This window comes from Kocuria palustris, from assembly GCF_007666205.1.
In the GTDB taxonomy this organism is placed as follows: Bacteria; Actinomycetota; Actinomycetes; order Actinomycetales; family Micrococcaceae; genus Kocuria; species Kocuria palustris_A.
Genome location: NZ_VDOR01000003.1, coordinates 184,249 through 196,714 on the forward strand (window position 1 = coordinate 184,249; position 12,466 = coordinate 196,714).

Annotated in this window: 13 protein-coding genes; 1 reads left to right on the forward strand and 12 read right to left on the reverse strand. The window is 74.4% G+C overall.

The features are described 5' to 3' along the window. Positions 1 to 67 precede the first annotated feature (67 nt). Entirely contained in the window at positions 68 to 1,327 is a 1,260-nt protein-coding gene (locus FSY66_RS05055; protein ID WP_144791863.1) for a beta-ketoacyl-[acyl-carrier-protein] synthase family protein, read from the forward strand. A gap of 99 nt (positions 1,328 to 1,426) precedes the next feature. On the opposite strand, the gene FSY66_RS05060 is transcribed toward FSY66_RS05055, so the two are convergent. The 12 genes from FSY66_RS05060 to rimM all read right to left on the reverse strand — a co-directional run bounded on the left by FSY66_RS05060 (position 1,427) and on the right by rimM (position 12,324). After that, positions 1,427 to 1,930 (reverse strand): DUF3145 domain-containing protein, encoded by a 504-nt coding sequence (locus FSY66_RS05060; protein WP_144791865.1) that lies wholly within the window; start codon positions 1,928 to 1,930, stop codon positions 1,427 to 1,429. Between the two features lie 392 nt (positions 1,931 to 2,322). Continuing rightward, entirely contained in the window at positions 2,323 to 3,225 is a 903-nt protein-coding gene (locus FSY66_RS05065) for a tyrosine recombinase XerC (RefSeq protein WP_260853466.1), read from the reverse strand. A gap of 151 nt (positions 3,226 to 3,376) precedes the next feature. After that, on the reverse strand, positions 3,377 to 4,573 hold the full coding sequence (gene dprA / locus FSY66_RS05070; RefSeq protein WP_144791869.1) for a DNA-processing protein DprA: 1,197 nt from the start codon (positions 4,571 to 4,573) through the stop codon (positions 3,377 to 3,379). 55 nt (positions 4,574 to 4,628) lie between these two features. Further along, positions 4,629 to 6,176, reverse strand: a complete 1,548-nt coding sequence (locus tag FSY66_RS05075; protein WP_144791871.1) for a YifB family Mg chelatase-like AAA ATPase — start codon at positions 6,174 to 6,176, stop codon at positions 4,629 to 4,631. 229 nt (positions 6,177 to 6,405) lie between these two features. Then, complete coding sequence (locus tag FSY66_RS05080; RefSeq protein ID WP_144791873.1) at positions 6,406 to 6,891, reverse strand: YraN family protein; 486 nt, start codon at positions 6,889 to 6,891, stop codon at positions 6,406 to 6,408. Between the two features lie 112 nt (positions 6,892 to 7,003). After that, the gene (locus FSY66_RS05085) at positions 7,004 to 7,744 is read right to left on the reverse strand and encodes a ribonuclease HII (RefSeq protein WP_396350876.1); all 741 of its coding nucleotides are present in this window, start codon (positions 7,742 to 7,744) and stop codon (positions 7,004 to 7,006) included. Then, on the reverse strand, positions 7,741 to 8,604 hold the full coding sequence (gene lepB / locus FSY66_RS05090) for a signal peptidase I (RefSeq protein WP_144791877.1): 864 nt from the start codon (positions 8,602 to 8,604) through the stop codon (positions 7,741 to 7,743). Before lepB (FSY66_RS05090) ends, FSY66_RS05085 begins: the two co-directional genes overlap by 4 nt. Next, the gene (gene lepB / locus FSY66_RS05095; protein WP_144791879.1) at positions 8,601 to 9,350 is read right to left on the reverse strand and encodes a signal peptidase I; all 750 of its coding nucleotides are present in this window, start codon (positions 9,348 to 9,350) and stop codon (positions 8,601 to 8,603) included. Before lepB (FSY66_RS05095) ends, lepB (FSY66_RS05090) begins: the two co-directional genes overlap by 4 nt. A 70-nt stretch (positions 9,351 to 9,420) precedes the next feature. Continuing rightward, positions 9,421 to 9,999, reverse strand: a complete 579-nt coding sequence (lepB, locus tag FSY66_RS05100) for a signal peptidase I (protein ID WP_313955534.1) — start codon at positions 9,997 to 9,999, stop codon at positions 9,421 to 9,423. A 204-nt stretch (positions 10,000 to 10,203) separates the two neighbouring features. Then, positions 10,204 to 10,545, reverse strand: coding sequence for a 50S ribosomal protein L19 (gene rplS, locus FSY66_RS05105; protein WP_144791883.1), 342 nt, complete (start codon positions 10,543 to 10,545; stop codon positions 10,204 to 10,206). Between the two features lie 256 nt (positions 10,546 to 10,801). Beyond that, positions 10,802 to 11,644 (reverse strand): tRNA (guanosine(37)-N1)-methyltransferase TrmD, encoded by an 843-nt coding sequence (trmD, locus tag FSY66_RS05110; RefSeq protein ID WP_144791885.1) that lies wholly within the window; start codon positions 11,642 to 11,644, stop codon positions 10,802 to 10,804. Further along, on the reverse strand, positions 11,644 to 12,324 hold the full coding sequence (gene rimM / locus FSY66_RS05115) for a ribosome maturation factor RimM (RefSeq protein ID WP_313955535.1): 681 nt from the start codon (positions 12,322 to 12,324) through the stop codon (positions 11,644 to 11,646). The genes trmD and rimM overlap by 1 nt, the downstream gene beginning before the upstream one ends. Positions 12,325 to 12,466 lie beyond the last annotated feature (142 nt).

The following is a 12,466-nucleotide window of genomic DNA, read 5'->3' on the forward strand; positions in this document are numbered from 1 at the left end:
CAGGCAGAGCCGCGGTCGCGGGCTCCCGGTCCCCTTCCGCCCGATAGATCAGGAAGCAGCACCGCATATGACCCGCAAAGCAGTCGTCACCGGGCTGGGAGCCACCACGCCCATCGGCGGGACCGTTCCCGAGCTGTGGCAGAACGCCCTGGCCGGAGTCTCCGGAGTCCGGGCCATCGAGGCCGACTGGCTCGAGGAGTACCCCACGGCCTCCCGCATCGCCGCCTCGGTGTCCACCCCGGCCTCCGAGGTGCTCAGCCGCGTCGAGGCCAAGCGCCTGGATCCCTCCGGGCAGCTGTCCCTGATCTCGGCCCGGCAGGCCTGGGCCGACGCCGGATTCTCCGGCGACGACGCCGAGCAGTCCGAGGAGATCGAGCCCGAGCGCCTGGCCGTGGTGTACGGCACCGGCATCGGCGGCGCCTGGACGCTGCTCGACGCCTGGGACACCATGCGCGAACGCGGTGTGCGCCGCGTCATGCCCATGACCGTGCCCATGCTCATGCCCAACGGCAACTCCGCGACGATCGGCATGGCGCTCAAGGCCCGAGCCGCCGCGATCACGAGCGTCTCCGCCTGCGCCTCGGGCACCGAGTCCTTCTACCAGGGGCTCATGCTCATCCAGGCCGGCAAGGCGGACGTCGTCGTCGTCGGCGGCGCCGAGTCGGCCAACCACCCCGTGAACTTCGCGGCCTTCGGGGCCATGCAGGCCCTGTCGACCCGCAACGACGAGCCCGAGCGCGCGTCCCGGCCGTACGACATCGACCGCGACGGCTTCGTCATGGCCGAGGGCGCCGGGGCCGTGGTCATCGAGTCGGAGGAGTTCGCCAAGGCCCGCGGCGCGCGCATCTACTGCGAGCTCGCCGGGGCGGGCCTCAGCGCCGACGCCTTCCACATCACGGCCCCCGATGAGACCGGCGGCGGCGCGGCGCGCGCCCTGCGGGAGGCGCTGACCTCGGGCGACATCGCCCCGGAGGACGTCATCCACGTCAACGCGCACGCGACGTCCACCCCCAAGGGCGATCTCCCCGAGGCCACCGCCATGCGCGCCGCGCTCGGCGATGCCATCGACGGGATCCCCGTCTCGGCCACCAAGTCGATGACCGGGCACATGCTCGGCGGGGCCGGCGCCGTCGAGGCGATCCTCACGATCAAGGCGCTCACGGAGCGCACGGCTCCGCGGACCATCAACCTCGACCACCAGGACCCGGCGATCGACCTCGACGTCGTCACGGAGCCGCGCGAGCTGCGCTCCGGGGATGCGGCGGCGCTGTCGAACTCGTTCGGCTTCGGCGGCCACAATGCCGTCGTCGCCTTCCGCTCCGTCTGATCCCTGACGCAGCGCACGAGGAAGGGCCCCGCACCGGTGGTGCAGGGCCCTTCCTCGTCTGCACGGACGCGTCAGCCGCGCCGACGCGGGGACGTCGGCTCAGGACACGCGGTGCAGCCAGCGCACCGGGGCGCCCTCGGCGGCCAGGCGGAACGGCTCGAGCTCCTCGTCCCAGGCCTCGCCGAGAGCCAGGGACAGCTCGTTGACGACGAGCGCAGGGCTGCCGTGCGAGTTCTCGAAGGCGTAGCGGATGCGGTCCTCGCAGACCACCACGTTGCCCGCGGCATCGGTCGTGGCGTGGAAGACGCCGAGGTCCGGGGTGAAGGACCAGCGGGAGCCGTCCGCGCCGGGCGAGGGCTCCTCGGTGATCTCGAAGCGCAGCCGACCCAGCGTGCGCAGGGCAGAGGCCATCAGCGCGCCGGTCCCGACCGGACCGGCCCAGGTGAGTTCGGCGCGCAGGGAACCGGGCTCCGCGTCCTGGGCGGTCCAGTCCAGCGCGGTGCGTCCCTGCGAGAGCGCCTCGAGCGCCCACTGGATATGAGGGCACAGCGCCTGCGGGGCGGAGTGGATGTGCAGCACTCCCCGCGTGATCGTTGACGACATGACGTGTCCCTCCGACGTGTAGGTGCGTCTTCCCCAACGACCTTCACGACCTTCAGGAGCGACCTGGGCTCGCGGCCCGCGCCCGTCGATGCGGTGCGATGCGGAGGATTCGAGGCCTCCGCGCCGTCCCGCGATGCAGTTGTCCGTCCTGCAGTCCTGCTGTGCTCCGGGGCCGGGATGGATTCGAGGCCAGCCGACCATGGAGCAGTCTCATCTTTCTCGATCCATGACTCTGTCGTCAACTCCGGGGCGGAGTGTACGGCGCGCTCCGACGTCACAAGGCCTCCTGGGTGAGGCGCCGGGCCCGGATCCAGCGACGCCGGGGTCGCCGTCTCGGGGTCGGGGTCGGCAGCATCGACGAGGCGCGGTGGTCGAGCCGGCGGACCGGGCCGTCAGGCGCGGGGGTGGGCCTGCCGGAACGCCGCGCCCAGGCGGTCGACCGAGACATGCGTGTAGATCTGGGTGGTCGCCACGGACTCGTGGCCCAGCAGCTCCTGGACGCTGCGCAGATCCGCGCCGCCGTCGAGCAGGTGGGTCGCGGCCGAGTGGCGCAGCGCGTGGGGGCCGCGGGCGGCGACGTCGGGCCGGGCGGCGAGCTCGCGGTCGACCACGCCGCGGATCTGCCGGGTGCCCATCCGTCCGCCGCGGGCGCCGAGCAGCAGGGCGGGGCCGCCTGCTCCCGTGCTCAGGATCCCGCGCTGACGCAGCCACAGCTCGAGGGCGTCGGCGGCCGGTCCGCCGTACGGGACGACCCGCTGCTTGTCCCCCTTGCCGATGACCCGCAGCGTGCGCCGCTGCCGATCGACGTCGTCGACGTCCAGGCCCGCCAGCTCGGCGACCCGCACCCCGGTGGCCCACAGCAGCTCGATCACGAGGCGATCGCGGGCGGCCAGGGCCCGTTGCTCCGGACTCCGATCGGCGTCCGCGGCCCGGGCCGCGAGCCCCTCGGCGATCTCGCTCAGATCCCCGGCGCCGACCACGTCCGGCAGATGCGCTGCGCGGCGGGGTGCGCCCAGCCGCAGCGTGGGGTCCCCGGGCGTGCGGCCGGTGGACGCGGTCCAGCCGAAGAAGGTCCGCAGGGCCGACGTGCGCCGGGCCATGGTCGAGGCCGAGGCCCCGTGCTCGTGCTGGGCCGCGAGCCAGCCGCGCAGGACGGGCAGGTCGATCTCGGCCAGGCCGGCCCCCTGCTCGCGGGCGAAGCCCAGGAGCCGCCGCACGTCGGCCGTGTACGCGACGACGGTGGCCCGGCTGCGGGAGCGCTCCAGATGCAGGTGCTCGGCGAAGTCCTCGAGCACCCGATCCTCCGACGGATCGAAAGCGGGTTCAGCCCGTGTCGGAGCCGGCGCCGGGCCGGCTCCGCGACCCGTCCGGGGCCCGGAATGCGCATCGGGGCGGGGAGCTGGCATGCCCCGATCCTACGCCGCAGCCGTGTGCGGCTCGGGGGGCTCACCGCGTGCGGGGCCGTCGCCAGAGGCCGTCCTGCTCCCGGGCCAGGCCGTCGCGCTCGAGGCGCCGCAGAGCCCCCAGCAGGCTGCGCACGGGCAGCCCGCTGGTGGCCGCGAGCGCGTCGATGCTCGCTGCGTGCGTCACGGGCAGGGCGTCGGCCAGCATGCGGTCCTGCCGGCTGAGCCCGTCGAAGATCTGCAGCTGCTGCGCCGGAGCCGGCTCCGTCATCGGATCCAGCGGGCCGAGCAGCGACAGCACCTCGTCGACGTCGGTGACGAGCACGGCCGCGCCCTCCCTGATCAGGCGGTGGCAGCCGGCCGAGGCGGCGGAGTGGATGCTCCCGGGCACAGCGCCGACGGGCTTGGAGAGCAGATTCGCGTGGTGCGCCGTGCTCTGGGCTCCGGATCGCCACCGGGATTCGGTGATCACGGTGCCCGCCGACAGCGCCGCGATCAGCCGGTTGCGGTCCAGGAACCGGTACCGGGCGGGCATGGTGCCGGGCGGGGACTCGGAGAGGATCGTCCCCTCGACGGCGATGCGCTCCAGCAGCTCCTGGTTCCCGCGGGGGTAGAGACGGTCCACTCCCCCGGCCATCACGGCGATCGTGGGCACCGCCGAGATCCCCGCGGCCAGCCCGGCCCGGTGCGCCGCCTCGTCGACGCCGTAGGCCCCGCCGGAGATGATCGTGCGGCCGCGGGCGGCCAGCGCCCCGGCCAGGTCGAAGGTCACGCTGCGGCCGTAGGCGGTCACGTCGCGCGAACCCACGACGGCGACCGCCTCGCACGGCCACTGTCGCAGGCCGCGGCGGATCCCCCGACCCCACAGGCACACGGGGCTCTGCAGGCCCAGCAGGTCCAGGGCCGCCGGCCAGTCGTCGTCCTCGGGAATGCACAGCCAGGCCCCGACCTCTTCCGCGGCGGCCCGATCGGCCTCGGCATCCGTCACGGCCGCGCGGGCGGCCCACCTCTGCGTCGCCGTGGTCAGGGTTCCGAGCACCTGGCCCGCCGCCTCGTCCACGGCCCGCGACAGCGCGCGGCTCTCGTCGGGGTCGAGGCCGCGCGCCCCGGACACGACCTCCCAAGCGCTGACCGGGCCGAGGGCGGCGATGAGGACGTGGCCGATCGTGTCGCGGGGGTCGATCACCCGGCCGAGGGCGATCCGCGCCTGGCGGATCCTGAGCTGGTTCTCCGAGGTCATGTCGGTCTCCTGATCCGTGCTGAGGGGTCCTGCGGGCTCCGGCCGGCCGCGGGCCTCATGCGAGGCCGCTCGAGCGAAAGTAGAGCGCGGTGTCGACGTCGTCTCCGTCCGGGCCGTCACGGCCGTCCAGATCGGCCAGGGTCCAGGCCACCCGGAGCACGCGGTGCATGCCCCGTGCCGTGAGGGCGCCGCGCTCCATCTCCCGCTCGAGCCCCGCGGTCACGGCGGGGCCGCTGCGCAGGGCCCCGCTGAGCAGCGCCGAGGACAGCTCGGCGTTCGTGCGCAGGCCGAAGGGGCGCAGGCGAGCTGCCTGCAGCTTCCGAGCCGCGGCCACCCGTGCGGCGACGACGGCGCTCGGCTCCCCCGCCGCGCCCGCCGTGAGCTCGGCGTAGCTCACGGCGGGCACCTGGATGCGCAGGTCCACCCGGTCGAGCAGCGGACCGGAGAGCCTGCCGAAGTACGCGCGCCGCTCCCGGGGCGTGCATCGGCAGTCATGGCCCTTGCCGGAGGCGCGTCCGCACGGGCAGGGGTTCGCGGCGAGCACGAGCTGGAAGCGGGCCGGATAGCGTGCGCTGGCCGCAGAGCGGTCGATGCGCACGTCGCCGGTCTCCAGCGGCTGGCGCAGGGCATCGAGCACGCCGCGGTCGAACTCGGGCGCCTCGTCCAGGAACAGGACCCCTCGGTGGGCTCGGGAGACCGCGCCGGGACGCGGGATGCCCGAGCCGCCCCCGAGCAGCGCGGCCGCCGATGCCGAATGATGCGGGCTCTCGAACGGCGGGCGCCGGATCAGGCGTCGAAGCGATGCCGCCCGGGGCTCCAGGGAGCGCACGGCGGTGACCTCGGTGGCCGCATCGTCGTCGAGATCCGGCAGCAGTCCCGGCAGGCGCGCTGCGAGCATCGACTTGCCCGCCCCCGGCGGTCCGCTCAGCAGCAGATGATGGGCCCCGGCCGCCGCGATCTCCAGGGCGGTGCGCGCCTCGGCCTGCCCGGCGACGTCGGCCAGATCCGGCGGCGCGGGCTCCGGGGCGGCCTCGGCCCGGACCGCGGCAGCACCGGGACCGAGCGATGACGGCCGGCGCAGCTCCCGCGGATCCGCCCCGAAGTCGGCCACCACGTCCGCCAGGCACTCGTACGAGCGCACGTGCGCGCCGGCCACCAGGCCGGCCTCCTCCGCATTGGCTGAGGCCACGACCACCCGGTCGCATCCCGCCCGCACGGCGGCCAGCACCGACGGCAGCACGCCGCGCACCGGTCGCAGGGCCCCGTCCAGCGACAGCTCCGCCAGGTACACCACGTCCCGCGGCGCCCGGAGGCGACCATCGGCCTCCAGGGCGGAGACCGCGATGGCCAGGTCGAAGCCGCTGCCGCGCTTGGGCAGCGTGGCCGGCGAGAGGTTCACCGTGATCCGTCGCGGACTCAGCGCGATCCCGGCATTGCGCGCGGCCGAGCGGACCCGGTCCCGCGACTCCTGCACCGAGGCATCCGGCAGCCCGAGGATCGTGAACGCCGGGATCTGCGAGCCGATGTCCGTCTCGACCTCCACGACCGTGCCCTCGAGACCCACCAGCGCCACCGACAGCGCCCGCGCATACCTGGCGGTCATCCCCCACCCCCGTCCACGGGGCCCCCGAGGACCGAGGGCCACGGCCCGCACTCTGCCCCCGCCCGCGACCGTCGCCGGGGCCGCCGGGATGCGGGTGGAGGACCGGGCAGTGCTCGCCCGCGGAGCAGCGGGGTGTGGAGCCGGGGCATCCCGTGCCCCCGCGGGGGCGCAGCGGCCGGCACGGCCTGCCGGTCCCCACGGCAGGCCGTCATGAGCTGCGGTGCCGGCCTCAGATCAGACCGCGGCGATGCTCGATGCGCACCCGCCCGACGGTGGACGACCCCGGGCCGGTTCCGGGGCCGGACGGCGTCGAGCCTGCCCCGCGGCCGGACGGAGCAGGCAGGATCGCCACGGCATCGATCCGGCGCGGCATGCGCTCCAGCCCCTGTCGGCGGGCCCACGCGGCCAGCAGCCGATGCAGGCGGTCGAGCTTCCGCCGATCGATCGATTCGAGGGGGTGGCCGTAGGCCGTCGAGGAGCGCGCCTTGACCTCGACCCCCACGACCACGCCGTCGACCACGGCCACCAGGTCGAGCTCGCCGCGCACCCCGTCGACCGTGGGCCGGGCGCGCCAGTTCTGCGCCACGACGACCGCTCCGGCCCGCTCCAGGAAGGCGCGCGCCAGGGCCTCCCCTCGGTCGCCGGCCAGCAGCCGGGCACCGCGCGGCCCCGGCCTCGTCGCCGCGGCCTGCTCGCCCTCCCGATCCCGCACCATGATCGCCCCCGCTCCCTCGACGGGCGCCGCTCGGGACGGGCGCCCGAGGACGAGCGTGCGGCCCCGGGCGAACGGGATGGGCGGCGTCCCAGCGGTCTGTGGACGAACGGGCTCAGCCCTGCGGGGGCAGGCGCAGGTTCCAGCTGCGGCGGTGCTGATCGCTCGCTCCGTGCTCGGCCAGGGCCGCGCGGTGGGCAGCCGCGCCGTAGCCCTTGTTGCTCGCCCAGCCGTAGGCGGGGTGCTCGGCATCGAGCGCGGTCATGAGCGCGTCGCGCGCGACCTTGGCCAGCACGGAGGCCGCGGCGATCGAGGCGCACGTCATATCGCCCTTCACGACGGTGTGCACGGGCCCGTCCCACTCCGGGGCGTGCTCGACCCCCGCCGGTGCCGCCAGGGCCAGCAGATCAGCCGGGGCCGAGAGCCAGTCGTGCGAGCCGTCGAGCAGGACCAGGTCGGGCCGCGCTCCCTCCCCCAGACCCGCCAGCGCGCGTCGGCCCGCCAGGCGCAGGGCGCCCACGATGCCCGCGGCATCGATCTCCGCGGCCGAGGCCATGCCCACCGCCGACGCCCGGGCCCAGCCGCGGATCTGCGGCACGAGGGCCTCGCGCACACCCGGGCGCAGCAGCTTCGAGTCCCGGACCTCGGCCGGTGCCGGGCGTGTTCCGCGGTCGACGACGACGGCCCCGACCGCGACCGGGCCCGCCAGCGCCCCGCGTCCGACCTCGTCCATCCCGGCGATCCGCACCGGCCCCTCGCCCTGGTCCTCGACGGAGCGGCCGGCGCTGCCGGCCCTGCCGCCGGGGTGACCGTGCAGGAGGCTGCGCTCCAGGTCGAGCGTGGGTGCCGCGCTCACTGCCACGGGGGCCTCGGTGCCAGGGCGGCGAGATCGTCGCCGAAGATGTCGGAGCCGTCGGAGATGGGGCCCATGCGCTGCAGCGGCCACCCGACCACGAAGGCGGAGCCGTGGACCTGCTCGTGGCTGACGAAGGCCTGGTCGGTCAGCAGCCGGTGCCGGGAGTCGCTGGAGACGGACCGGTAGTCGCCGAGCACGAAGTAGTGGTCGTCGGGCACGATGACGTCGAACGGGATGTCGGAGGCGATCTCGCCGGGATACAGGTAGGCCCCCGCCTCGTCGATCGGGACCTCGTTGACCATGATCCGCCCCTGCGCATCGCAGCAGGACACCCGATCCCCGCCCACGCCGACGACCCGCTTGACGTCGTGCTCGGTCGAGCTGTCGGCGACGAGGCCGAAGAACGACAGCGCCCGCAGGGCGGCGCTCGGCTGGTCCTGCGCGGCCCGGTCGTCCGGATGCCAGGTGTCGGGCCGCTCGTAGACGATGATCTGACCGCGGTCGGCGTCCGAGACGGTCAGGTCGAGGACGTTGGCGAAGACCCGGTCCCCCGGGCGCAGGGTGGGCTCCATCGCGTCGTCCGTCACCTGGTATCCGCTGACCAGCACGTGCTGCGAGACGAAGGCGATCAGCAGGGCCGCGGTGAGCACGGTGCCCGCGTCCCGGGCGGACTGGGCCGCCCTGCTGCGGGCCGGCTGCGAGCCGTCGGCGCCGCGGACGCGCCGTCCGGTGCGGCGCCGGTACATGGGCACGCCGTCGGCGCGCACGACCGGGGCCTCGGGCAGGTCCTCCCACTGCCGCGGCAGCGCCGCCTCCTCCGCGTCGCGCGGCTCGGGGCGATCATCGGAGCGGCTGGTCACTGCCCGCTCCCGGCGGCCTCCTGCGACGGCTCGGGGATATCGGCGAAGGTGTCCGAGGGGTTGGACAGCCACTCCCAGCGGTCCATCGGCCACAGGATGGTGAAGGCGGAGCCGACGACGTCGTCGTGGTCGACGAACTCGGTCCCCTGCTCGATGTGGTACCGCGAGTCGGCGGAGGCGGAGCGATGATCGCCCAGCACGAAGTAGCTGTCCTCCGGGACGGTGACCTCGAAGGGGATCTCGGACGGGACGTCGCCCTCGAAGAGATAGGGCTCGTCCAGGGGCTCGCCGTTGACGGTGACCTGCCCGTCGGCGCTGCAGCACGCGACCGTGTCGCCCTCGGTCCCGATGACGCGCTTGATGAGGTACTGGGTCGAGCGGTCCGGGGCGAGCCCGACGAACTCGAGGCCCTGGCGCACGGGTCCGGACTGCATCTGGGACTCCGGCAGCCAGCCCTGCGTGTCCTCGAAGACCGCGATGTCCCCGCGCTCGAGCGGCCCGAGCCAGGGCTCCGCCACATTGACGCCGATCTTGTCCTGCAGCTGCAGGGTGTTCTCCATGGAGCCGGAGGGGATGTAGAAGAGCCGGAACAGGAAGGTCTTGAGCAGGAAGGAGATCAGCAGGACCACCGCGATGGTGATCAGCACCTCCTTGACGATGCCGCCGCCCGAGGAGCCGCCGCCTGCGGCCGACGAGCCGCGATCCGCTGCCTCTGCGGGGGTGGTCGAGGCGGAGTCTTCGCTCACGAGCGGTGCTTCCTTCCGGGGCGGGCCGTCGCTTCTCCTGCGGCGCGCGGGCCGTGCGACGGCGGGTGGATCAGGGGAGGTCTCGGTCGGGCGGCCAGACGATGGCCTCCGGCGTCCCGAGCACTCTATCCGCCCGGACGAGCCCTCCGCCCGGTGCGCCGAGCAGCGAGCGCGAATCCACGGAGACCGAGCGGTGATCTCCCAGCAGCCACAGCCGGTCCTCGGGCACGACGACCTCGAACTCCGTCTCGCTCGGGATGTCGCCCGGGAAGAGGTAGGGCTCGTCCAGCGGCTCCCCGTCCACCGTCACCCGCCCGTCGGCATCGCAGCAGGCGACCGTGTCGCCGGGCAGGCCGATGACCCGCTTCACGAAGACGTGGTCCGTGGGGCGCACCCCGATCCAGGCGGCCAGGCGCTGGCCTGCATCCACCAGGGGCGGATCCTCGTCGACGGGGGCGAAGGAGCCGCGCCCGTCGAAGACCACGAGGTCGCCGCGCTGCAGGTCCTGCGGATCGGCCGTCTGATCGACCAGCAGCCGGTCCCCCGGCTCGATCGTCGGCTGCATGGACTCCGAGCCGACGTAGTAGATGTCGACCACCCAGGTGCGCAGGCCGATCAGCACGGCCAGCGCCGCGACCGCGGCGGCCACGACGAGCCGCCATCCTCGGCTCCACCGGTCCAGGAGCGGCCGGCGGCTCGCTGCGGCCGGAGGGGCCGCAGTCGAGCCCGAACGAGGCGGAGACGACGAGGACCCGGCCGGAGCCGGGTCCTCGTGCGGGCTGCGCTCACCCAATCGAGCGGCTCCCCGCCGCGCCCGCGGCCCGTCGGGGCCGGTGCGCTGTCGGGGCGGTGATCAACGCTTCTCGCGGATGCGAGCGGCCTTGCCGTGGCGATCGCGCATGTAGTAGAGCTTCGCGCGGCGGACGTCGCCGCGGGTCAGGACCTCGATCTTGTCGATGACCGGCGAGTGCACCGGGAAGGTGCGCTCCACGCCGACGCCGAAGGAGACCTTGCGGACGGTGAACGTCTCGCGCACGCCCCGGCCCTGGCGGCCGACGACGAAGCCCTTGAAGACCTGCACTCGGGAGCGGTTGCCCTCGATGATGTTGACGTGGACGTTCAGGGTGTCGCCCGGCCAGAACTCGGGGATGTCGCTGCGCAGGGACTTGGCATCGAGATCGTCGAGGATGTTCATGATCATTCTCCTGGTGGACACCGCAGGCTGCCCACGTGGGTCTTCCGGCACAGCGCTGACCTCGGCAGTGATCCGCCGGGCTTCGCGTGCCGCGCGTCAGAAGGTCCGCCGATCGCCTGAGCTGGGATCGTGCGGTGCGTGCGCTGTGTCGGTCGCTCTCCCCCCTGCGGCAGGGGCGTGCCCAGCGCACACGCGAGGAGCCATTATGCCACAGCGGGCACCGGTTCTCACGCCGGAGCGGCGCCTGCGCCGCAGATCACGGCGTCGCGCCGGGCTCCCGGCCCAGCTCCGCCAGCACGGCCCGGTCGTGCGCATCCAGGGCGGAGGGATCCAGCTGCGCGAGCAGGTCGGGGCGCCGCTCGGCGGTGCGGCGCAGCTGCTCGTCGCGGCGCCAGCGCGAGATCCGCGCGTGGTGCCCGGAGAGCAGGACCTCCGGGATGGGGCGCTCCCGCCACAGGGCGGGCTTGGTGTACACGGGGTACTCGAGCAGCCCGTCGGAGTGGGACTCCTCCACGAGGGACTCGGGATTGCCGATCACGCCGGGCACGAGCCGGGCGATGGCCTCGACCATGGCGAGCACGGCGACCTCTCCCCCGTTGAGCACGTAGTCGCCCAGGGACATCGGGCGGACCTCGAACCGGTCGCGGGCCCAGTCGATGACGCGCTCGTCGATGCCCTCGTAGCGCCCGCAGGCGAAGACCAGGTGCTCCCGCTGCGCGAGCTCGGCGGCGGTGGACTGCCGGAAGACCTCGCCGGCCGGCGAGGGCACGATGAGCACGGGGCGCTCGCGAGCCGGCGGATCGACGTCCGGGGACGCGGCGACGTCCGGGGAGGGATCGGCGGCGGCCTCCGGCGCCGATGCGCTCGAGGCCGCGTCGAGCACGCCCTCGAGAGCCCGCGCCCACGGCTCCGGCTGCATGACCATGCCGGCCCCGCCGCCGTACGGGGTGTCGTCGACCGTGCGATGCCGGTCGGTCGTGACCTCGCGCAGGTCGGTCACGGTCAGCTCCAGCAGCCCGTCGCGGCGCGCCTTGCCGATCAGGGACAGATCCAGCGCCGCGAGGTACTCCGGGAAGATGCTGATGACGTCCAGGCGCATCAGCGCTCCCCCTGCCCCTGTGCCGGATCGGGCAGCTCGAGGTCCCCGAGGTCCGCGGGCTCGCCCGTCTCGGCGGCCCGCTCCGCCTCGTCCTGCCCGGAGCCGAGCTCGAGCAGCCCCGGCGGCGGGTCCAGGACCACGCGGCCGTGCTCGACGTCCACCTCGAGCACGATCTGCTCGACGAACGGCACGAGGCCCTCCTTCCCGTCGGACAGCTCGATCTCGAGCAGGTCCTGGGCGGGAAGGGTCCGCAGCCCGGTGACGGTCCCGATCGGGTCGGGCTCCCGTCCGGCATCCGCCGCCGCGCGCAGCTGCGCATCGAGGACGACGGCCAGGCCCGCCAGCTCGTGCTCGTACCAGGCGTCGTCGTCCTCGTCGTCCTCCTCGGAATCGACCCACAGGCGGCTGCCGCGCAGCAGCTCCGCGGCATTGCGGTCGCGGACCGCGGTGAAGCCCAGCACCATCACGGACTTGTTCCAGCGAGCAGAGGCCACCTCCAGGGCGCCGGTGGGAGCCAGGCGGGCCGCCTGCTCGGTTGCGGCCTCGAGCTGCAGCACCGCGCCCGGGGCGCAGCGGCCCTCGGGGTCATCGGTGAAGAGCTGGACGGTGACTTCGCCGCGGATGCCGTGCGGCTTGCCGATGCGGGCGACCTGGACCTTCACGGTGGGCTCCTTGCTCACAGGGGTGGCTCTGGTGGGAGATGCGTCGTCCACCGCGCCCCGACCCGCGAGAGCGGCGGGGGCGGGGACGACGACGGCCCCCCCGCCCCCCCCGGGGGGGGGGGGGGGGGGGGGGGGCGGCCCGGGGGGGGGGGGGGGGGGG

Bases quoted from the DNA above. Each gene is read 5' to 3' on its own strand.
- FSY66_RS05055 (WP_144791863.1), top strand. From the start codon at position 68: ATGACCCGCAAAGCAGTCGTCACCGGGCTGGGAGCCACCACGCCCATC.
- FSY66_RS05060 (WP_144791865.1), bottom strand. From the start codon at position 1,930: ATGTCGTCAACGATCACGCGGGGAGTGCTGCACATCCACTCCGCCCCG.
- dprA (WP_144791869.1), bottom strand. From the start codon at position 4,573: ATGACCTCGGAGAACCAGCTCAGGATCCGCCAGGCGCGGATCGCCCTC.
- FSY66_RS05075 (WP_144791871.1), bottom strand. From the start codon at position 6,176: ATGACCGCCAGGTATGCGCGGGCGCTGTCGGTGGCGCTGGTGGGTCTC.
- FSY66_RS05080 (WP_144791873.1), bottom strand. From the start codon at position 6,891: ATGGTGCGGGATCGGGAGGGCGAGCAGGCCGCGGCGACGAGGCCGGGG.
- rplS (WP_144791883.1), bottom strand. From the start codon at position 10,545: ATGAACATCCTCGACGATCTCGATGCCAAGTCCCTGCGCAGCGACATC.
- trmD (WP_144791885.1), bottom strand. From the start codon at position 11,644: ATGCGCCTGGACGTCATCAGCATCTTCCCGGAGTACCTCGCGGCGCTG.